The 19,883-nt window shown below is 72.4% G+C and carries 16 protein-coding genes; 6 read left to right on the plus strand and 10 right to left on the minus strand.

Features of this window, described 5'->3' with window-relative positions; all coding sequences use genetic code 11:
- Positions 1–23 precede the first annotated feature (23 nt).
- Entirely contained in the window at positions 24–464 is a 441-nt protein-coding gene (locus KIS93_RS21295) for a hypothetical protein (RefSeq protein WP_080046001.1), read from the minus strand.
- 88 nt (positions 465–552) lie between these two features.
- Positions 553–900 (minus strand): DoxX family protein, encoded by a 348-nt coding sequence (locus tag KIS93_RS21300; protein WP_080046000.1) that lies wholly within the window; start codon positions 898–900, stop codon positions 553–555.
- A 113-nt stretch (positions 901–1,013) separates the two neighbouring features.
- Here KIS93_RS21300 and KIS93_RS21305 point away from each other — a divergent pair, with 113 nt between their 5' ends.
- Positions 1,014–1,556 (plus strand): hypothetical protein, encoded by a 543-nt coding sequence (locus KIS93_RS21305; RefSeq protein ID WP_080045999.1) that lies wholly within the window; start codon positions 1,014–1,016, stop codon positions 1,554–1,556.
- Between the two features lie 62 nt (positions 1,557–1,618).
- Here KIS93_RS21305 and KIS93_RS21310 read toward each other — a convergent pair whose 3' ends face one another.
- The 3 genes from KIS93_RS21310 to KIS93_RS21320 all read right to left on the minus strand — a co-directional run bounded on the left by KIS93_RS21310 (position 1,619) and on the right by KIS93_RS21320 (position 4,386).
- Positions 1,619–2,839, minus strand: a complete 1,221-nt coding sequence (locus KIS93_RS21310; protein ID WP_080045998.1) for a cytochrome P450 — start codon at positions 2,837–2,839, stop codon at positions 1,619–1,621.
- 116 nt (positions 2,840–2,955) lie between these two features.
- Positions 2,956–3,297, minus strand: a complete 342-nt coding sequence (locus KIS93_RS21315) for a histone-like nucleoid-structuring protein Lsr2 (protein ID WP_080045997.1) — start codon at positions 3,295–3,297, stop codon at positions 2,956–2,958.
- Between the two features lie 312 nt (positions 3,298–3,609).
- The gene (locus KIS93_RS21320) at positions 3,610–4,386 is read right to left on the minus strand and encodes a hypothetical protein (RefSeq protein WP_080045996.1); all 777 of its coding nucleotides are present in this window, start codon (positions 4,384–4,386) and stop codon (positions 3,610–3,612) included.
- 294 nt (positions 4,387–4,680) lie between these two features.
- On the opposite strand from KIS93_RS21320, the gene KIS93_RS21325 reads away from it, so the two are divergent.
- Positions 4,681–5,943, plus strand: coding sequence for a pectate lyase (locus KIS93_RS21325; RefSeq protein ID WP_230465869.1), 1,263 nt, complete (start codon positions 4,681–4,683; stop codon positions 5,941–5,943).
- Positions 5,944–5,982: 39 nt separating this feature from the next.
- Here the strand turns inward: KIS93_RS21325 and sigJ are convergent, their stop codons facing one another.
- Positions 5,983–6,873, minus strand: a complete 891-nt coding sequence (gene sigJ / locus KIS93_RS21330) for an RNA polymerase sigma factor SigJ (RefSeq protein ID WP_080045994.1) — start codon at positions 6,871–6,873, stop codon at positions 5,983–5,985.
- A gap of 157 nt (positions 6,874–7,030) precedes the next feature.
- On the opposite strand from sigJ, the gene KIS93_RS21335 reads away from it, so the two are divergent.
- The gene (locus KIS93_RS21335; RefSeq protein WP_080045993.1) at positions 7,031–7,468 is read left to right on the plus strand and encodes a hypothetical protein; all 438 of its coding nucleotides are present in this window, start codon (positions 7,031–7,033) and stop codon (positions 7,466–7,468) included.
- Between the two features lie 8 nt (positions 7,469–7,476).
- Here the strand turns inward: KIS93_RS21335 and KIS93_RS21340 are convergent, their stop codons facing one another.
- Complete coding sequence (locus KIS93_RS21340) at positions 7,477–8,316, minus strand: NAD(P)H-binding protein (protein WP_080045992.1); 840 nt, start codon at positions 8,314–8,316, stop codon at positions 7,477–7,479.
- Positions 8,317–8,441: 125 nt separating this feature from the next.
- Between KIS93_RS21340 and KIS93_RS21345 the strand changes: the two genes are divergently transcribed.
- Both KIS93_RS21345 and KIS93_RS21350 read left to right on the plus strand, forming a co-directional pair.
- Positions 8,442–9,017 carry a TetR/AcrR family transcriptional regulator gene (locus tag KIS93_RS21345; protein WP_080045991.1) on the plus strand — a complete coding sequence of 192 codons (576 nt, stop codon included), beginning with the start codon at positions 8,442–8,444 and terminating at the stop codon, positions 9,015–9,017.
- A gap of 33 nt (positions 9,018–9,050) precedes the next feature.
- Positions 9,051–10,190: a GDSL-type esterase/lipase family protein gene (locus KIS93_RS21350; protein ID WP_080045990.1), complete on the plus strand. Its 1,140-nt coding sequence runs from the start codon at positions 9,051–9,053 to the stop codon at positions 10,188–10,190.
- 76 nt (positions 10,191–10,266) lie between these two features.
- Here KIS93_RS21350 and KIS93_RS21355 read toward each other — a convergent pair whose 3' ends face one another.
- Both KIS93_RS21355 and KIS93_RS21360 read right to left on the minus strand, forming a co-directional pair.
- Complete coding sequence (locus KIS93_RS21355) at positions 10,267–12,141, minus strand: ABC transporter ATP-binding protein (RefSeq protein WP_080045989.1); 1,875 nt, start codon at positions 12,139–12,141, stop codon at positions 10,267–10,269.
- A gap of 105 nt (positions 12,142–12,246) precedes the next feature.
- Positions 12,247–15,576, minus strand: a complete 3,330-nt coding sequence (locus KIS93_RS21360) for a glycosyl hydrolase family 95 catalytic domain-containing protein (RefSeq protein WP_230465868.1) — start codon at positions 15,574–15,576, stop codon at positions 12,247–12,249.
- Positions 15,577–15,754: 178 nt separating this feature from the next.
- On the opposite strand from KIS93_RS21360, the gene KIS93_RS21365 reads away from it, so the two are divergent.
- Positions 15,755–16,666, plus strand: coding sequence for a hypothetical protein (locus KIS93_RS21365; RefSeq protein WP_230465867.1), 912 nt, complete (start codon positions 15,755–15,757; stop codon positions 16,664–16,666).
- A 43-nt stretch (positions 16,667–16,709) separates the two neighbouring features.
- Here the strand turns inward: KIS93_RS21365 and KIS93_RS21370 are convergent, their stop codons facing one another.
- Positions 16,710–19,799 (minus strand): AfsR/SARP family transcriptional regulator, encoded by a 3,090-nt coding sequence (locus tag KIS93_RS21370; protein ID WP_186404368.1) that lies wholly within the window; start codon positions 19,797–19,799, stop codon positions 16,710–16,712.
- Positions 19,800–19,883 lie beyond the last annotated feature (84 nt).

Here is a 19,883-nt window from a genome sequence, read left to right on the forward strand (position 1 = left end):
GGGACGAGCCCGACCGGAGGCCGTCAGAAGTACTGCCGGACGCGGAACTCGCGCACGAACAGCGGGGCGGAGGCGCGGCTGAGCACCTTCACCTTCCTGAGGTGGGTGTGCTGGTCGATCGTCACCTTGACGCACTTCATGCGCACCTCGTGGTGGCCGGGCGGCGCGTACCGGGAGATGATCACGCCGTCCCTGGCGAAACCCCGCTCCGACAGGCCCAGCCCGACCTCCCGGTAGGTGCGCCAGGAGCCCTTCAGCATGAACGCGGTGGAGCCGACGATCGCGTGGTTCGCCTCGTCCGGGCAGTGCAGGAGCACCCGGACCACGTCGTTCTGGTGCGGCGAGTACGGCAGGACGAAGAAGGACGTGAGCTTGCGCCACGGCGGCGGCGTCCCGGCATGGGCGACGCCCGCTTGAGCGGTGATGAGGACGGCCGCCGCCGCCATGCCGATGATGGCCCGCATGCACCCTCCCCGTACGCCCTGACCAGGCTTTTCGCCATTGTCACCGCGATCGCGCCCACGAGGGTGGTGCCACGCCGGGCCGGGGCGCTCAGGCCGCCAGCCCGAGCACGAACGCGCCGACCACCGGGGCCAGGTACAGCAGCGGGAACGGCAGGTGGCCGTACGAGCGGGCCCTGGCCACGGTGACGAGGGCGCCGGTGAAGTACACCGCCAGGCCGATCGTGGCCGCGACCCCGATCACCGGCACGACCAGGCCCGCCAGCAGGCCCAGCGCCCCCGCCGCCTTCGCGGTGCCGAGCCACGGCCACCAGCGGCGGGCGACGCCGTACTCGGCCAGGGGCTCGACGACCCACTTGGCGTGGATGAAGACCGACACGGCCGAGAACCCGACCCAGAGGGCGGCCAGGACGGTGACGACGGTGTGAGCGGTGCTCATGACGTGCTCCTTCAGTGCGTTGCGGGGTCTTTCACCGCCTTGACCCCGGGCACCGCGGAAGTGTGACTCGGGAGCCGGAAATTGTTTTCGGGGCCGACAGTAAACTGCCGGGTATGCGGCGTTTGAGCAGTACGGTGGTCGTGGTCGCCGGAGACGGCGCGGCCGGCGTGATCGCGGGGCTGGACAAGCTGCACAACGTACGGGCGATCGTCCGGGGCGAGCGCGCGCCGTCCGAGGTGATGGAGCTCGCCGGGCGCTCGGCGGCCACCTACGTCGTGCACGACGCCGACCCGCTCGCCGACGTGGCGGCGGCATGGGCCGCCTACTTCGACGGCACCGGCGTCGTCGGCGCCCTCGAAGTCGCCATCGAGGCCGCTCTGGGCGAGCTGCGGGCCGGACGCCTGGTGCTGCCCGACTACTACCTCGTCCTGGAGCCCGACGAGCTGACCCAGACGTGGCGGCACTGGTGGCTGGGGGTGCTGGCGGGGGCCGCGCCCGTACGGGTGGTGCCGGTCAGCGCGTCCTCGGCGGCGGTCGCGGCGGAGCTGGGACGGCTGGCCGCCGGACGGTGGTGGCCCGCGGACCTGGAAGCCTGGCTCCGCGCCCTGCCCAAGGTCGTCCCCGACCAGGCGGGCCTGCCCACCGTAAACGCCTGACCCACCATCTGCAGGTGCGGCCGCCGGCGGACACCTCTAGGCCGATGGACCATCGGCGGCGGTCACCAGACGACCCACACGTCCTGGAGGCCGCCGGAGATGCCGCCGGTGCGCAGCCGCAGGTCGTCGGGGTGGTCGCGCAGCCGCAGGCCGGGCAGGCGCCGGGTCAGCGTGCCGAGCACCGTCTGCAGCTCCAGCCGGGCCAGCGGCTGGCCGAGGCAGTAGTGCGGGCCGGCGCCGAACGCGAGGTGCTGGGCGCCGTTCTCGCGCCGGGGGTCGAACCGGTCGGGGTCGGGGAACTTGGCGGGGTCGCGGTTGGCGGCCGGGATGTTGGGGATCACGGTGCTGCCCGTGGGCACCGTGGTGCCGCTCAGCACGACGTCCTCGGTGATGAACCGGGGCACCCCGCCGAGCGCCGACAACGTGCTGTCCATGCGCAGCACCTCTTCGACGGTGCCGGGGATCAGGTCGGGGTCGTCCACGACGTCCTCGTACCGCCTCCTGTCGGCGAGCACCATCGCGGCCATGATCGCGATCATGTTGGACGTCGTCTCGTGGCCGGCCAGCAGCAGCCCCCGCACCGTGGAGACGAGCAGCTCGTGGCTCAGCCGGCCGTCCTCGGCGTCGGTGATCTGGATCAGCTCGCTGAGCAGGTCGTCGCCGGGGTGGGCCCGGTGACGCGCCACCAGGTCGGAGACGTAGGCGTTGAACTCGCTGTAGGCCTGGTCGACCTCTTCCTGCGTGAACAGGGTCAGCGTCAGCATCACGCGGGACCAGTGGGCGAACTTGTCCTGGTCCTCGCTGGGCGCGCCGACCAGCGCGCAGATCACGCGTACGGGAAGCGGCAGGGCCAGCCCCGACGACAGGTTGCCCGGCGCGCCCTTGGCCAGCATGGAGTCGAGCAGGTCGTCGGTCATGGCCTGGACCCTGGGCCGCCACGCCTCCATCTTCCGGAGGGTGAACCAGCCGCTGAGCAGCCGCCGCCAGCGCAGGTGCCCCTGACCGTCGGGGACGCTCGCCGCGCCTTCCTTCCGGCGGCCGAAGATCCCGCCGTCCTCGGTGTCGGCCAGCCTGGCGGCGCCCTTTCCCGCGAGGTTGCGGCTGAAGCGCGGGTCGGCCAGGATCGCGCGGGCGTCGTCGTACCTGGTGACCATCGTGGCGACGTCGCCGCTCGGCAGTCGTACGTGCGCCACGGGGCACCGCTCGCGCAACTCGGCGTACTGCGGCGGCGGTTCCAGAGCGGTGGGGCGGTCGAACGGGAAATCGGGGATCGCGTCAGCCATCACCTTTGTCCTCCGACTGGGGAGTCCGACCTCTTCGAATATAAGAAGATCATCAAATGCTGACAATCGTCTTGTCTCGATCAGGACGGATTCGGCGCCGCCACCACCCGGAACCTCTAGTGAGCGGCTTCGTACTGCTCCACGACGGTGGAGGCGATGCGGCCCCGCTCGCTGACCGGCAGCCCCTGGGCCTTGGCCCAGCGGCGGATCTCCGTGGCCTTCTCACGGCTGACCGCGCGCGAGGAGAGCGCGCCGGCACGACGGCCGCGAACACCGCGATCGCCGCGCACCGCGCGGGCCTTGGTGATATACGGAGCCAGAGCCTTCTCCAGCTTCTCCCGGTTCGGGCCCGACAGATCGATCTCGTAGTTCACTCCGTCGAGTGCGAACCTTGTCGTGCCCTCGGCCGCACTGCCGTCGATGTCATCGATAAAGGACTCAACAATACGCTTCGCCATAAGGGTGCTCCAATTAACGTCACGGGCTGCAGGTACTGTAGCCCGCTTCAGCACATCGTGCATCACCGAGGGGGCCATACCTGCGCAAACGACTTTAGCGAACCGGCCCCGCGTCAGGATGCGACTTGCGCATGATGGCACCGGACTGATGCTCGCCCGGGTCAACCCCGCCGGGTACACGGGCGCCGACCGGCCGTCCTGACCCGCCGCTCAGACCGGCCCCGAGGGCATTGGCGGCGATTCCCCGGTATTGAAGTCGAATTCAAAGTTTCCCTTGCTGCATAGGGCTTTGCGGCGCCGGCCGGCCCCGCGTCAGGCGCCTTCAGGCCCGCGCGCGGGCGGCTCCACCGGCCGCGCCGTTTCCCACAGATAGTCGAACTGCCCGACCCAATAGGCGTACCAGCGCTCGTGCCGCTCCCGGATGAGGTCCACGTGCATACGCGCGAAAGTCGACTGGCCGGCCCCGTGCATTTCGACGATGGCGCGGCCCTGCCAGGCTTCGGGGTCGGTGAGCACGAGGCTGAATCCCGGGTTGTACGGGAACAGCCGGTACTCCACCTTTCCCCGCGTCTTCCAGCCCTTCATGCTGGCGAGCCGTTCCAGCACCGCGGTGAGCGCGACGGGCAGGGTCTGGGTGCGGTGGGCGTCCGACTCGTCGAGTTGTCTGCACGCGATCCGGATCGCCGTCTCCTCGCCGGGGTCGAGCAGCACGACGCGGACGGTCGCCTCGGGGTGGCGCAGCACGCCGGTGCGCAGGGTCTCGCACACCTGCGCGGTGAGCAGGTTGGCGGCGGACGGCGCGAAGATGCGCACGTCGCGGACGCCCTCGAAGAGCTTGGTCACGGGGGTCTGGTCGAAGTCGGTGCGGTCGCCGAGCACGTCGCGCCCGCCGCGCTCCTGCTCGGGCAGGGTGGCGCGGTAGAGGAGCACGCCGACGCCGGCCAGCACGGCCGCCCACCTGACGTCCTCCGGCACGGCGTCGCCGACGACCGAGACGACGGCGACCGCGGCCACGATCAGGGCCATCGTGTAGGCCTCGAGGTTCTTGCGTGCCCGTACGTCGGCCTTGATGCGCCGTACGAATCTCATCGCCACCGCCTCATCGCCACCGTGTCAACGCCGGCCCGATCCTGCCTCCATTCTGGAGCGCCGCGCGGCGGATCGCCCCGCGTTCCGCGAGGTCCGCGCGGCGGGCCGCCGGTGAAACTTTCATCGCCGTCATGAGCCGCCGATCAGCCACCGACCTGGGGCTCATCCGAGGGTGTTGCAGGGATGTGCAACCGGTTGCAGCGGTCGCTTCCCGCAGTCGTTCCCGCTGTGGTTGACTCGCCCTCACTTCGGGAAAGCGCTTACCCATTCCTCTTCTCGAAACGGAGTTTCGGCGTGCGCGAAAAGGAACGTCTCGGCAGACGGCTGGCCATCGTGCTGGCCACCGGCCTCCTCGCGACCGGAGGACTGGTGGTCGCGCTCAACGGCCCCGCCTCGGCCGCCCCGTCCAACGGCAACTACACGCTGGTCAACGGCGGAAGCGGGCTGTGCGCCGCCGTGCCCGGCCAGAGCACCGGCGACGGCGTCCAGCTCGTCCAGAGCGCGTGCTCCGGCGGCGCGGGGCAGGTCTTTACGCTCACCTCCTCCGGCAGCGGCTACCAGATCAAGGCCCAGCACAGTGGCAAGTGCGCGGGCGTCCGCGACGCCTCCACCTCGGCCGGCAAGGCCGTGGAGCAGGAGAGCTGCACCGGCGCCGCCTCGCAGACCTGGCAGCTCACCGCCTCAGGATCGGCCTACCGCGTGGTCAACGGCAACGGCGGCAAGTGCCTCAACGTCAAGGACAACTCCACCGCCTCCGGCGCCGTCCTGCAGCAGAACTCCTGCGACTCGGCCGCCACCAAGCAGTGGACGCTGCAGCCCGCCGACGGGGGCTCGGGCCCCGACCCGACCCCCACGCCGACCATCACCCCGACCAGCGGCGGCGGTGACGGCAGCGGCGCGTGGCCGACCGCCAAGGGCAGCGTCAAGATCACCGACACCCAGCAGGTCACCAACTTCGACGGCGGCATGAAGAGCTACTACGGCATCGGCGACGGCGGCCAGAGCGAGAGCCAGGACCCGATGTTCGAGGTCGCCAACGGCGGCACGATCCAGAACGTCATCATCGACGCCCCCGCCGGCGACGGCATCCACTGCCTCGGCTCCTGCACCATCCGCAACGTGTGGTGGAACGACGTCGGCGAGGACGCCGCCACGTTCCTCAGCTCCAGCTCCTCGGCGACCTACCTGGTGGACGGCGGCGGCGCCAAGTCCGCCTCCGACAAGGTCTTCCAGCACAACGGCGCCGGCACCGTCACCATCAAGAACTTCCAGGTGCACAGCGCCGGCAAGCTCTACCGGGCGTGCGGCAACTGCTCCTCCTCCTACAAGCGCAACGTGGTCATGGACGGCGTCACCGCCCGCTCCACGAAGGTGCTGGCCGGCATCAACACCAACTGGGGCGACACCGCGCGCTTCAGCCGGATCACGGTGTACGGCAGCGCGGTCATCTGCGAGAAGTACAAGGGCGTGCCGAAGGGCAGCGAGCCCACCAAGATCGGCGAAGGCGCCGACGGGGTGAACTGCATCTACTCCTCGTCCGACATCACCTACAAGTGACACCCTCTGAGCCCCCGGCCGTCCGCACCGGCCGGGGGCTCACCCCGTCCGGTCGTCGGGGATGGTGGCCAGCTTGTCGGGGTTGCTGACCACGTACACGTCGCGGACGTGCTCCCCGTCGGCGGCCAGGTCCAGCACCATCACCGCGAACGGCCCGTCCTCGGCGAACAGCACCACGGACGGATCGCCGTTGACCTGCCGGTACCGCAGATCAACGTGCTCGTTGTGGCGGGCGCCGGCGACGATCGTGCGGGCCACGCCGTCCCGGCCGCGGATCGGGCGCGGCCCGGCCACCGCCGACTTGCCGCCGCCGTCCGGCCACAGCGTGACGTCGGGCGCGAGCAGCTCCATGAGCGCCCCCAGGTCCCCGCCGAACGCGGCCTCGACGAACCGCTCGGTCACCTCCTGGTGCGTCCGCCGGTCGACGCGGGCCCTCGGCCGCCGCGCCTGCACGTGCTCGCGGGCCCGGTGCGCGATCTGCCGCACCGCCGCCGGGCTGCGGTCGATCATGGCGGCGATCTCGGTGTGCCGGTAGGCGAACACCTCGTGCAGCACGAACACCGCCCGCTCCAGCGGCGTGAGCGTCTCCAGGACCACCAGCACCGCGATCGAGACCGACTCCCCGCGCACGGCGGGCTCCGAGGCGTCGGTGGCCAGCGGCTCCGGCAGCCACGGGCCCAGGTACGTCTCCTTGCGCCTGCGCAGCGTGCTCTGGTGGGCCAGTGCCTGGTTGACCGCGACGCGCACCAGGTAGGCGCGGTGGTGGCCGATCTCCTCCAGGCTCTTGCCGGACCAGGCCAGCCACGTCTCCTGGAGCACGTCCTCGGTGTCGCCCACCGTGCCGAGCATGTTGTAGACGATGGAGAACAGCAGCTCGCGGTGCTCGGCGAACACCTTCGCGGCCGTGTCCTCCCGGTTCTCCCCGGACATCCTCGAACCCCCCGTCGTCTTCCTGATCCGCCCACCAAGAGTCCCGGCGGGGTGCCGAGTGTGACATGGAGCGGGCGGTGGTGATCCGGGTCATGGGGTGTCACAAACGTGCTCGCTGCGACGTCTAAGAGGTAACTGAGTGATAGCGAGGTGAATCATGGCCTGGCGGATCGCCATGGACGCCACGGAGGCGACGCTCTCGGCGAGCACGTCCCCCGACCCCCTCTTCACGCTACCCAGCCTCGACGGCGCCTTCTACCTGCGGCCCGGCGGCGGGCTCGCCGGGTTCGCGCTGCGGCTGCCGCTGCCCGCGCGCCGGGGCGAGCCTCAGGACCTGTGGTGGGAGGCCGCCGACCTCGATCGCGAGGGACGGGCCTGGCTGCGGCTCGGGCAGCACGAGGTGTGCCGGGCGGTGTCGGTGCTGTGCGCCGAGATCCCCGGTGAGCGGCCGTACGAGAAGATCGTCCTGGAGACGGCGTTCTCCTCGTGGAGCCTGCGGCTGCCCGGGGTGCCGCTGCTGCGGCCCCGCCGGCTGACGCTGCGGCTGTTCAGCGAGCTGCGCCCGGCGGAGAGCACCCCGGACCTGCCCCGCTGAGCCGGCGGTCAGCGGAAGTCCGCCACGTGGTCGGCGGCCCACCGCGCGTACGTGCGGGCGGGCCGGCCGGTGATCTCCTCGACGAGGGAGTTGACCGGCGCGGCCTTGCCGACCGTGGCCTCCATCAGGTCGAACAGCGCGTTGACGAAGGCCGGGTCCATGAACCGCGCCAGCTGCTCCCTGACCGGCCCCGCGTCCAGCTCCTCGAAGCGCAGCGGGCGGCCCAGCGCCGCGCCGAGCACGCGCACCTGGTCGGCCTGCGTCATGGACTCGGGCCCGGTCAGCTCGTAGACGCGGCCGGCGTGCCCGTCGCCGGTCAGCACCTCGGCCGCCACCGCCGCCACGTCCCGCTCGTGGACGGGCGCGCTCGTGGCGCCCGCGTACGCGCCGCGCACGACGTCGGAGCCGCGCAGCTGCATGGCGTACGACAGTGAGTTGATCGCGGGGAAGAGCAGGCGCAGGAACGTCCACTCGGCGCCCGTCTCCTTGATCGCCTGCTCGACGCCGTGGTGGTAGGCGGCGATCACGTCGGGCTGCTCCGTGGCGCCGTCGAGCACGGCGCCGGAGGACAGGAACACGATCCGCCCCACCCCCGCCTGGCGCGCGGCGCGCAGCAGCGGCGCGGCGTCGAGCCCGTAGGGCAGGACGAGGAAGAGCGCGCGCACGCCGCTCAGCGCCGGGGCCAGCGTCTCCTCCCGGGTGAGGTCGCCGCGCACCACCTCGACGCCGTCGGGCAGGCCGGCCTGCTCCGGGGCCCGGCTGAGGGCCCGCACGGGGTGGCCCCCGGCGGCGAGCGCCTCCACGGTCTGCCTGCCGAAGTGGGCCGTGGCCCCGACGATCAGGATCATGTCGTCCTCCTCTGTGCGTCGTTGTCGCCTCACCTTATCAGAACGGAATGCTTTGTTCCACTCGTGGATTTGCCTAAAAGCTTTAGGTAGTTGCATACTCGATTAAGGCAAAGAGAGGAACACTTATGGCACGGGCGGGGCTGACCACGGAGCTCCTGGTCCAGGCAGGGGCGGAGCTGGCCGACGAGGTCGGGTTCGAGCAGGTGACGGTCTCGGCCGTGGCCAGGAAGTTCGGCGTCAAGGTCGCCAGCCTCTACTCCCACCTGAAGAGCTCCCACGACCTGAAGACCAGGATCGCCCTGCTCGCGCTGGAGGAGATGGCCGACCGGGCCGCCGAGGCGCTGGCCGGCCGGGCCGGCAAGGACGCCCTCGTCGCCTTCGCGAACGTCTACCGCGACTACGCCCACCAGCACCCCGGCCGCTACGCCGCGGCCCGGCTCCGGCTCGACACCGAGACGGCGATGGCCAGCGCCGGGCCCCGGCACGCGCAGATGACGCGCGCCATCCTGCGCGGCTACGACCTGGCCGAGCCCGACCAGACGCACGCCGTACGGCTGCTGGGCAGCGTCTTCCACGGCTACGTCAGCCTGGAGCTGGGCGGCGGGTTCGACCACAGCGCGCCCGACAGCCAGGAGACCTGGGCCCGCACCATGGACGCCCTCGACTCCCTCCTCCGCAACTGGCCCGGCCCCACCCCCTGAGCCCTTTCCCCGTCACGACGATCGGCTGACACCATGCTCATCACCACGCCCATCACCGCCGGCCTGCTGCGCGGCGCCCTCGACCTGGAGCGCACCGAGCGCGGCCTGCTGCCGCACCGGCTGCCCGCGCGGGCCCGCGCCCAGTGCGCCGACGGCCAGCTCGCCATGGCCGAGTCGCAGCCGTCCGGCGTGCGCCTGGCCCTGCGCACCCGCGCCACCACCGTCGAGCTGGACACGCTGCCCACCAAGCGCCTCTACACCGGCGCGCCGCCCCGCCCCGACGGCGTGTACGACCTCATCGTGGACGGCCGCCTGACCGGCCAGGCCACGCTGGGCGACGGCGACACGATCACCATCGACCTGGCCACCGGGGCCACGCAGACCCGGCCCGGCCCGGTCGGCACCGTCCGCTTCACCGGGCTGCCCGACCGCGACAAGGACGTCGAGATCTGGCTGCCGCACAACGAGACCACCGAGCTGGTCGCGCTGCGCACCGACGCTCCCGTGGAACCCGTGCCGGACCGCGGCCGCCGGGTGTGGCTGCACCACGGCAGCTCGATCAGCCACGGCTCCGACGCCGCGAGCCCCAGCACCACGTGGCCCGCCCTGGCGGCGAGCCTGGCCGGCCTGGAGCTGATCAACCTCGGGCTGAGCGGCAGCGCGCTGCTCGACCCGTTCACCGCCCGCGCCATGCGCGACACCCCGGCGGACCTCATCAGCGTCAAGATCGGCATCAACGTCGTCAACGCCGACCTGATGCGGCTGCGCGCGTTCGGCCCGGCGGTGCACGGCTTCCTCGACACCATCCGCGAGGGCCACCCGACCGCGCCGCTGCTGGTCGTCTCGCCCATCTACTGCCCGATCCACGAGGACACGCCCGGCCCCTGCGCGTTCGACCTGTCCGCGCTCAGCTCCGGCAGGCTGCGCTTCCGCGCCACCGGCGACCCGGCCGAGCGCGCCGCGGGCAAGCTGACGCTGGGCGTCATCCGGGACGAGCTGGCCCGCATCGTCGAGCAGCGCCGCGCGGAGGACCCGAACCTGCGTTACCTCGACGGTCGCGACCTCTACGGCGCGGCCGACTACGCCGAGCTGCCGCTGCCCGACGAGCTCCACCCGGACGCCGCCACCCACCGCCTCATCGGCGAGCGCTTCGCCAAGCTGGCCGGCTTCTGACCGGCGCCGGCCCGGGCGGCTGCTCGGTGCCGCCGGCTCAGGCCGCCGCCGGAGCAGGCCGGCGCGCCGGAGCAGGTCAGCGGTCGGCCATGGTGTCGCGGGCCGCGGCCGGCGCGTCGTCCTCCTGGTCGTCGTCGATGAGGAAGCCGCCCGACTGGTGCCGCCAGAGCCGGGCGTACGGGCCCTGCGCCTGCAGCAGCTCGCTGTGGGTGCCCTGCTCCACGATGCGCCCCTTGTTGAGCACGACCAGCCGGTCCATCCGGACGACCGTGCTCAGCCGGTGGGCGACCACGAGCGCGGTGCGCCCCTGCATCAGCCGCCACAGCGCCTCCTGCACGAGGATCTCGCTCTCGGAGTCGAGCGCGCTGGTCGCCTCGTCCAGCAGCAGGATCGGGGCGTCGCGCAGGATGGCGCGGGCCAGCGCGATGCGCTGCCGCTGCCCGCCGGACAGCTTGACGCCGCGCTCCCCCACCAGCGTGCCGAACCCGTCGGGCAGCGAGTCGGCGAACTCGGTGACGTGGGCCGCCCGCGCCGCCTCGATGATCTCCGCCTCGGTCGCGTCGGGCCGGGCGAAGGCGATGTTGTCGCGGATCGACCGGTGGAACATGGCCGGCTCCTGCGGCACGTACGCGATGAGGCTGCGCAGGTCCGCCTGCCGCAGGCGGGAGATGTCCTGGCCGCCGATGAGGATGCGGCCGCCGTCGATGTCCATGAGGCGCAGCAGCAGCCGGGTGAGCGTGCTCTTGCCGCCGCCCGACTGGCCGACCAGGCCGATCCTGGTGCCGCTGGCGATGTCGAGGTCGAGCCGGTCGAACAGGGGCGGGCCGTCGTTGTAGGCGAACCGCACCCGCTCGAAGCGCACGCTCGCGTCGGCCGGCCGCAGCGGCTGCGGGTCGGCCGGGTCGACCACGGTCGGCGGGTCGAGCAGCAGCTCGGTGAACTGCGCGGCCTCGGTGAGCACGCTCTCCAGCCGCCGGTAGATCTGGTTGAACTCGAACATGATGCTGATCGTGTTCGTGTAGTACGTGAAGGTCACCACGATGGCCTCCACGCCCAGGCCGCCCCGCAGCGCCACCGCGAGGAGCAGGCCGACGGCGCTGGTCAGGACCGACATGGGGGCGACCACGGTGTCGACCCGCAGGTTGCCGTAGTCCCACGAGCGCAGCGACAGCCTGGTCTGCTCGGCGATCCTGGCGCGGTGCTCGCTGGCCTCGCGGTCCTCGGCGGCGAACGCGCGGACCGTGTCCATGTTCGACAGCACGTCGGCCACGTGGCCGGACACGCGTACCTTGGCGGCCTCGCGCTCGTCCACCATCGCCTGCCGGCGGCGGATGAGCGGGGCGACGAGGAAGCCCGTCACCACGATCAGCCCGAGCAGCACGATCACCAGCAGCGGGTCGTAGTTCCACAGCACCACCGAGGCGAAGGCCAGCGGCACCAGCTTGGCCATGATGGAGAACGTCATCGTGTCGACGAAGTCCTCGAACCTGCTGGAGAAGCCCAGCACCCGCTTGGTCAGCGAGCCGGCGAAGTTGTCGTGGAAGAACGCGGCGTCCTTGACGAGCAGCTCGTCCATGCCGACGACGCCGAGCCGTTCGATGCCGCGCGCGTCCGTGCGGTTGAGGAAGTGCAGGCCCACCCGCCAGAACACCTCGCCGAGCAGCAGCAGGCCGCCGAAGCCGAGCACGTACGGCAGCAGCGCGCCGAGCGCGCCGTCGCCGCCGGCGGCCAGGTGCCCGACCAGCCCGGCCACCGCCAGCGGCGCCAGGTAGTACAGGCAGACGTTGCCGAGGGCCGGGAGCGTCAGCGCGGGCGTGGCGACCCGCCACTGACGCTTCAGCTCGCCGAAGTAGTGGCGCAGGACCAGCAGGATCGCTGATTTGCGCGGAGACGTGGGCTCCGAGGGAGCGGTGCTCTCCTCGGAGCCCTGTTGTGTTTCGAGCACAGTCATCCGCCCCTCCCGAACGCCGATAGCCGCCGTCGTCATGCTGCCGTCCCGTTCCCGCGAGGGCGACTGGTTTTTGCGGCGGACGTGACCGGCTGGGGCGGGATGACGTCAGAAGGCCAGGTCCCTCCAGTTCTTGACCTCGTCGGCGGTCAGCGTCCTGGCGAGGATGGCGGCGCGGTCCACGCCGCCGGTCAGGCGCTGGCCGCCGCCCTGGTCGGCGGCGAAGCGTAGCGGGCGGGCGGTGCAGCCGGTGATGCCGTCGGCGGTGACCTGGCCGGTCGCGACGCGCTCGCCGTCCACGTAGAGGGTGAGGGCGCCGGCGCGGTCGAGGGTGAGGACGAGGTCGAGCCAGCGGCCGGCGGGCAGGGTGGCGTCCAGGGTGACGTTGGCGCCCGCGCCGATGAAGCGGACCTTCCCTGCGGGGGTGACGTCGATGAGCACGCCGTCGGTGCCCGGGTCGCCGGACGGCTGGGAGTCGAACAGCCGCCGGTAGCCGCTGCCCGCGACCTTGACCTCGGCGGCGAACGTGGCCTCCCGCATGACGCCGAGCGTGGTGTTCGCGGTGGTCAGGTACGTGTTGCCGTCGAGGGTGAGCCCGCTGCCCGTGGGGGCGGTGGCGTCGTAGGCGGGGGTGCCGCCGGCGACGGTGGCGTCGCGGCCGTTGCCGGAGGAGTCGGTGACCGTTCCGCCCTCCTTGGGGTCCCAGGCGACCAGGACGGAGCCGGGCGGCGCGGGCGCGCACGCCTCCAGGGCGAGCACGGCGGTGGCGGCGCCCTTCCAGGTGTCGCCGGCGACGGAGGCGGTCAGCACCGCCCGCCGGGTGCCGTCGGCCGGTCCGGGCGTGACGGTGAAGGCGGCCGTGCGGGAGCGTCCGGGCGCCACGCCCGCGAGGTGGCGGGTGGCGGGTTCGACGGTCCAGCCCTGGGGGGCGGTGAGCGTCACGTCGGAGGCGGGCACGGACCTGCGGCGGGTGGCGGTGACGGTGACCTTGGCCTCGAACGGCGTGCCGGGCGTGGCGGTGCCGGGCGTCTGGAGGGCGACGGCGGCCTCGTTCTGGATCGTGTACGCCTTGCCGGCGCGGGCGGTCCAGCTCAGCGTGTCGCCGTCGCGGCGCGGCCCGACCTCGTGCCCCTGCTCGTCGTAGACGCGGTAGCGGCCGGCGATGAACGACGACCTGACCTTGATCGGCCCGCTCTTGCCCGGCCGGACGGTGACGGTGTCGGGGGCGCCGTCCTTCCAGGCGGCGTCCACGGTGATGTCGCCGCGGGCGCGCAGCCCCTTGACGGAGCCGTCGCGCCACGTGCCGGGCAGGGCGGGCAGCACGTGCACGACGTCGTGCTGGCTCTGCAGCAGCATCTCGGCGATGCCGGAGGTGGCGCCGAAGTTGCCGTCGATCTGGAACGGCGGGTGCGTGTCCCACAGGTTGTCCAGCGTGGAGGCTTTCAGCTGCTCGGCGAGCATCTTGTGCGCGTGGTCGCCGTCCAGCAGCCGCGCCCAGAAGTTGATCTTCCACGCCTTCGACCAGCCGGTGCCGCCGTCGCCGCGCGCGGTCAGCGACACCTTCGCCGCCTCCGCCTCGGGCGTGCCGGGCGTGATCTGGTTGCCGGGGTGCAGGGCGTACAGGTGGGAGACGTGCCGGTGCGTGTCGGTCTTGGAGTCCCAGTCGCTCTTCCACTCCTGGAGCTGGCCCCAGGAGCCGACGCGCAGGCCGGGGTCGAGCTTCGCCAGGACGGCGCTTGCCTCGGCCTGGAAGTCCTCGTCCACCTTCAGCTTCTTCGCCGCCGCCACGGCGTTGGTGAGCACCTCGCGGACGATCTGCTGCGACATCGACGCGCCCGCCGAGAAGTCGCCGTGCTCGGGCGAATAGCTCGGCGAGACGACCAGCTTGCCGTCCCGCGGGTCGGTGTGCAGGAAGTCGAGCCAGAACTCGGCCGCGCCCTTGATCACGGGGTACGCGGTCTCGCGCAGGTATCTCTCGTCGCCGGTGAAGCGGTAGGTGTCGTACAGGTGTTGCGTGGTCCAGGCGGCGGCCTCGGGGAACCAGAAGGAGCTGGCGTAGTCGTGCACGCCGGTGAAGCCGAAGGGGTTGGTCTCGTTGTTGACCACCCAGCCGCGGGCGCCGTACATCTCCTGGGCGGTCTTGCGGCCGGGCGCGACGAGCGCGGTGATGTAGCGGTCGTAGGGCGTGGTCGTCTCGTGCAGGTTGGTCTGCTCGGCCAGCCAATAGTTCATCTGCAGGTTGATGTTGACGTGGTAGTCGGCCGACCAGGGCGGGTTGGTGACGTTGTTCCACACGCCTTGCAGGTTCGCCGGGAGCAGGTCGTTCTCGCGGGAGGAGGAGATCAGCAGGTAGCGGCCGTAGGCGAAGAACAGCGCCTCCAGGGCGCGGTCCTGGGCGGCGGCGCCGCCGGTGTAGCTCCTGCGGAGCCGGTCGGTGGGGATCGCCGGGGCGGTGCCGCCGAGGTCCAACCGCACCCGGTCGAACAGCTCGCGGTAGTCGGCCACGTGCGCCTTCCTGAGCTGGTCGTAGCTCTGGGCGGCGGCGGCGTCCACGGCGGCGGTGACCCTGGCGTGCGGGTCATCGCCCCGGTAGGCGGGGTACGTGCCGGCGTAGTCGGTGCCCGCCGACAGGACGATCACGGCGCTGTCGGCCCCAGTGACGGTGATCCGGTCCCCCGCGTCCGTACGCGTGCCGCCCTCGGCGATGACCTGCACCTGGGCCTCGAAACGCAGGCGGTTGTCCCGGAGCTGCCCGCGGATGGTGAGCCGGCCGCCGGAGGCGGTGACGGTCTTGTCGTCGCGCGGCGAGGTGTGCCGCAGCGTGAACGACACCTTGCCGGCCTGGTCGGCGGCGATCCGGCCGACGATCACGTTGCCGGGGTTGCTGGCGAAGTACTCCCGCGAGTAACGCACGCCGCCCGCGGTGTAGCCGACGCGGGCGACGGCCTCGCGCAGGCTCAGCTCGCGCCGGTAATCGGCGGGGGCCGCGTGGCCGAAGTCGAGGAACAGGTCGCCGAACGTCTGGTACGCCCCGAACCCGGTCTTGCCCTGGCCGAGCCTGGCCGCCACGTCGTTCGGCGTCATCCTGCCGTCGCGGTCGATCTGCTGCTGGACCTCGGCGATGGCGCCCGGCCTCGGCGTCCTCCAGTTGCCGAAGTCGTAGCCCTGGACGCCGGGGCCGCCCGTCCACAGCGTCTTCTCGTTGAACTGGAGCTGCTCCGACGCGACCCCGCCGAAGATCATCGCGCCCATGGGGCCGTTGCCGATGGGCAGGGCCTGGGTCTCCCAGTCGGTGGCGGGCTTGTCGTACCAGAGGGTCAAGTCATCGGGTGTCTGGGCGGTGGCGGCGGTCGCGGTCAGCGGGGTGGACAAGCCGGCGGCCAGGGTGAAGAGGGCGACCAGGGCGCTGCTGAAGCGTCGTCGCGGGGGGTGCGGCACGGATTCCTCCGATCACAGGAGCCTTGATCAAAGGAAATAGCATCGAAATCCGGGCGTAACAAGACTTCACATCGGATGTCTTCTCGCTGAGCCTGGTGAAGCGGGACCCCTCCGACGACTTCCCCCGTTGAGCATCCGTCAATGATCCGTTGACACGCAGGCCCTATCCTCGTGCGCCATGTCCACAGACCAGGTCGCGGTAGAACGCACCACCGCTACACATATGCCCCCCGAGAGCGGCGCCCCCTCCTCTGACGAGGAGAGCAACGGCGGCGTCCTCTATCTGCTCGAACGCATCGGCTCCGTCATCGTGCCCATCGGCGTGACGCTCTATGCGGTGCTCTACCTCGGCGTCGAGGCGATGTACCAGGTGTTCGGCATCAGCCCCCAGCAGGCCGGCATCGACCAGTCCGTCCTGCTCGGGCGGCTCATGGGCACGCTGGTCCTGATGCTGCTCATCCTCCTCCCCACCCTCGGCCTGGCCGTCGGCCTGTTCTGGGTCGCCGACCGGATCACCCGGGGCGCGCTCGGCCGGCTGATCGAGGCCGTCCGGCGGCGGCCGTGGGTGGCCGCGCTGCTCGCCGCGCTGTGGTGCGGCGCCACGTACTGGGGGCTGTTCACCCTCTTCGGCGACCTCGACCTGTTCGTCATGGTCGTCGTCGCCGTCGGGCTCGGCGTGCTGACGTTTCTGGTGCCGTTCCGGCTGCTGCGCCGCAAGCCCGTCGGGCGCGCCGCCACGAAGGTCCTGCTCGGCGCCCTCACCGGCGTCGGGCTGGGGTTCCTGCTGATCCTCGCGATGGTGCAGGGCGCGCTCCAGGTGCAGGCGACCGGCCAGGCGAACGACCTGCTCACGTACGTCGGCTTCCAGGACCAGTGGGCGATCATCAAGAACGCCGAGGACGACAAGCCGCTCTACGACGGGCGCTGGATGATGCTGCTCGGGGAGAGCGACGGCACGTACATCTTCTACGACTGCGACAAGTACGAGACGTTCCGCCGGCCCATGGAGACGACCAACCTGGCCTCGATCCAGCTCGACCCGGACCGCGAGAAGGGCTTCACCTGCGGCTCTCTGGCCGAGCGGCAGTAGGGCGCGCAACTCGGCGGCCCTGCGACGGCCGGATGACGCGGGCTCAGCGGCCCGCGACGGCCGGGCGCGGGCGGCCTGGTGACGCGGGCTCGGTGGCGGGTGGCTCGGCGGCGGGCGACTCAGTGGCGGGTGGCTCCGCGTCCATGGTGGCGAGCAGGGCGCGCAGGTCGGCCGCGTCCGGCAGGTCCTGCCGCTCCATGATTTCCAGCGCCTGGGCCAGGCACGCCCTGGCCCGGCTGCGCCGGCCGAGCCCCGCCAGCGCCCGCCCCAGCACGGCCAGCGCCTTGCCGCGCATCCACCCCTGGTCCGCCTCCCGCAGCATGGCCAGCGACTCCTCCGCGTGGTCCACGGCCCGGTCGGGCCGCCCCATCACGAGGTACGTCTCGGCCATGCGGCGCACGGTCATGCCCTCCCACGCGCGCTGCTTCAGCCGCCGGAACTCGCTCCGGCCCGCGCCGAAGCGGGCCAGCGCCTCCTCGTGCCGGCCGGCGGCGCCCAGCGCCACGGCGAGCTGGTAGAGCAGCTGCGGGTTCGGCCGGCCGCCGCGCAGCTCCCGGCCGATGCCGTCGGCCAGCTCCCCGACCTCCACCCCCACCTCCCCCTGCCCGGCCTCGGCCAGCAGGAGCGCCAGGTTGCCCAGGCAGACGGCCTCCTCCGAGCGGCGGCCGAGGGCGCGCCACGTCCCGATCGTCTCGTTGTAGAGGGCGATCGCCTCGTCGTACGCGCGCCTCTCGTGCGCGAGCATGGCGAGCAGGTTGACCGCGAAGGCGTGATCCGCCGGGCGGGCGCCGGCGCACTCCCGCACGGCCCTGCCCTCCTCGGCCGCCGCCTCGGTGGCCCGGCCGGCGTACAGGATCTCGCCGCGCTTGCGCCGCGCGTGCGCCTCGGCGACCCGGTCGCCGCGCTCGGCCGCCGCCGCGACCAGCCGCTCCGCCGTCTGCTCGTAACAGGTCGTGCCCGACTCGAAGTCGAAGACCAGGCTCATCATGTCGAACAGCGACACCGCGTCCCGCAGCGTGCCGCCCGGCGTCTCGGCGAGCTGGTGCAGGAGGCCGAGCATGCCCTGCTCCTCGGCCTGCCCCCAGGCGAGCGCGGCGTCCAGATCCTCGAACGGCGGCCGGGGGCCGGACGGGGTGAGCCCGTCGAGCACCGGGTCGCCCGGGTACATCACGCCGACGATCCACGCCATGGCGGCCAGGTAGTGCCCGAGCAGCCGGTCGAGAGCCACCCGCCGCGCCTCGGCACCGTGCGTCCGCGCCGGGCCACCCGCCCCCTCACCGTGCGTCCGCGCCGGGCCGCCCGCCCCCTCGCCGTGCGTCCGCGCCAGGCCACCCGCCCCCTCGCCGTGCGTCCACGCCAGGCCACCCGCTCCCTCGCCACCGAGCGTGTCCGATTCGCCGGTTCGCGTCCCTTCGTCGTCCAGGCGGGAGCGGGCGTACAGCTTGAGGAGGTCGTGGTGGCGGTAGCGGCCGGGGGCGGGCGACTCCATCATGTGCACGTTCACCAGAGCCTCGCAGAGCTCCTCCGCCTCCGGCTCCGTCACGCCCAGCACGGCCGCCGCCGACGAGGCGGGCAGGTCGGCCGCGTTCGGCACGGCCAGCAGCCGGAACGCCGCCGCGTGCGCCGCGTCCAGCTGGTCGTACCCCAGGGCGAACGTCGCCTCCACGGCGAGGTCGTCCACCCGTAACTCGCCCAGCCGGCGGCGCTCGTCGGCCATCCGGTCGCGCATCCTGGCCAGGCGCCAGCCGGGGCGCGCCGCCAGCCGGGAGGCCACGATCCTGATCGCCAGGGGCAGGTACCCGCACGCCCGCACCAGCTCGTGCGCCGCCTCCCGCTCGGCGGCCACCCGCTCCGCCCCCACCACCTTGACCAGCAACTCCAGCGCCTCGTCCGGGCGCATCGCCGCCAGGCCGAGGTGCCGCGCGCCGGAGAGCCCGGCCAGGCGCGCCCGGCTGGTGACCAGCACGGCGCACCCGGCGGCGCCCGGGAGCAGCGGGCGCACCTGTGCCGCGCTCGCCGCGTTGTCCAGCAGCACCAGGACGCGCCGTTCGGCCAGCACCGAGCGGTAGAGCGCGGCCCGTTCCTCCAGGTCCTCGGAGACCGCGGCCGGGTCCACGCCCAGCGCGCGCAGGAACGCGCCCAGCACCGCCTGCGCCCCCAGCGGGCGCGGCCCCGCTCCTCGCAGGTCGACGAAGAGCTGCCCGTCGGGGTAGGCGGCGGCGAGCCGGTGCGCCGCGTGCACGGCCAGGGCGGTCTTGCCCATGCCACCGGCGCCCGCCACGGCGGAGATGACCAGCGCGGAGCCGTTCCCCTCGCGCAGGGTTCGCACCACCCGCTCGACGTCCGGCTGCCTGCCGGTGAAGTCCGTCATGTCGGCGGGAAGCTGGCGCGGCACCGGCCACGGGGCCGGCCCCTGCTCCTTCTGTTCCGTGCCGAGCCCCGGATCGGCGGTGATGATCCGCTGGTACAGCTCCGCGAGCTCCGGCGACGGATCGACGCCCAGCTCCGCGGCCAGCAGCTTCCTGAGGTCGGTGAAGACGCCGATCGCCTCCGCCTGCCGGCCCGACCGGTACAGCGCCACCATCAGCAGCCCGGCCAGCCGCTCCCTGACCGGGTGCTCCGCGCACAGCGTGGTGAGCTCGGCGACGACCTCCGCGTGCCTGCCCTGCTCGACGTCCTCGCCGATCCGGCGCTCCAGCAGCGCCAGCCGCCGCTCCGCCAGGCGGGCCCGCTGCGCGCGGGCGTAGCCGCCGTCGAGCCCGGCCAGCGGCTCCCCCTGCCACAGCGCCAGCGCCTCGCCGAGCCGCCCCTGCCGGGACAGCTCGTCGAGGACGCCAAGGTCGGTGGTGCCGGCGGTGAGGGCGTACCCGCTGCCGACGGAGGCGATCACCTCGGCGCCGAGCACGGACCGCAGCCGGGACACGTACGTGCGCAAAGTGCCGATGGCGGTACGCGGCTGCTCCGCCCCCCACACCGCGTCGAGCAGGTGCTCGTGGGAGACCACCCGGCCGCCGGCCAGCACCAGCACCGCCAGCACGAGCCGCTGCTGCGGCGAGCCGACGTCCACCTCGGCGCCGCCCCGCCAGGCGCGCACCGGGCCCAGCACGGACAGCCGCAGTTCAGGATCACTCATCGGGGCACCACGGCGACGCGCTCGTCTCCTCTGCCGGGACCGTCGCCTTCCTCCTACTTGGGAAGGCGTTCGCCTGATCGAGGC

This window comes from [Actinomadura] parvosata subsp. kistnae (assembly GCF_900323885.1).
GTDB classification, from domain to species: domain Bacteria; phylum Actinomycetota; class Actinomycetes; order Streptosporangiales; family Streptosporangiaceae; genus Nonomuraea; species Nonomuraea composti.

Coding starts and splice junctions, on each gene's coding strand:
- KIS93_RS21295 (WP_080046001.1), bottom strand. CDS start 464: ATGCGGGCCATCATCGGCATGGCGGCGGCGGCCGTCCTCATCACCGCT.
- KIS93_RS21300 (WP_080046000.1), bottom strand. CDS start 900: ATGAGCACCGCTCACACCGTCGTCACCGTCCTGGCCGCCCTCTGGGTC.
- KIS93_RS21305 (WP_080045999.1), top strand. CDS start 1,014: ATGCGGCGTTTGAGCAGTACGGTGGTCGTGGTCGCCGGAGACGGCGCG.
- KIS93_RS21310 (WP_080045998.1), bottom strand. CDS start 2,839: ATGGCTGACGCGATCCCCGATTTCCCGTTCGACCGCCCCACCGCTCTG.
- KIS93_RS21315 (WP_080045997.1), bottom strand. CDS start 3,297: ATGGCGAAGCGTATTGTTGAGTCCTTTATCGATGACATCGACGGCAGT.
- KIS93_RS21320 (WP_080045996.1), bottom strand. CDS start 4,386: ATGAGATTCGTACGGCGCATCAAGGCCGACGTACGGGCACGCAAGAAC.
- sigJ (WP_080045994.1), bottom strand. CDS start 6,873: ATGTCCGGGGAGAACCGGGAGGACACGGCCGCGAAGGTGTTCGCCGAG.
- KIS93_RS21335 (WP_080045993.1), top strand. CDS start 7,031: ATGGCCTGGCGGATCGCCATGGACGCCACGGAGGCGACGCTCTCGGCG.
- KIS93_RS21340 (WP_080045992.1), bottom strand. CDS start 8,316: ATGATCCTGATCGTCGGGGCCACGGCCCACTTCGGCAGGCAGACCGTG.
- KIS93_RS21345 (WP_080045991.1), top strand. CDS start 8,442: ATGGCACGGGCGGGGCTGACCACGGAGCTCCTGGTCCAGGCAGGGGCG.
- KIS93_RS21350 (WP_080045990.1), top strand. CDS start 9,051: ATGCTCATCACCACGCCCATCACCGCCGGCCTGCTGCGCGGCGCCCTC.
- KIS93_RS21355 (WP_080045989.1), bottom strand. CDS start 12,141: ATGACTGTGCTCGAAACACAACAGGGCTCCGAGGAGAGCACCGCTCCC.
- KIS93_RS21365 (WP_230465867.1), top strand. CDS start 15,755: ATGTCCACAGACCAGGTCGCGGTAGAACGCACCACCGCTACACATATG.
- KIS93_RS21370 (WP_186404368.1), bottom strand. CDS start 19,799: ATGAGTGATCCTGAACTGCGGCTGTCCGTGCTGGGCCCGGTGCGCGCC.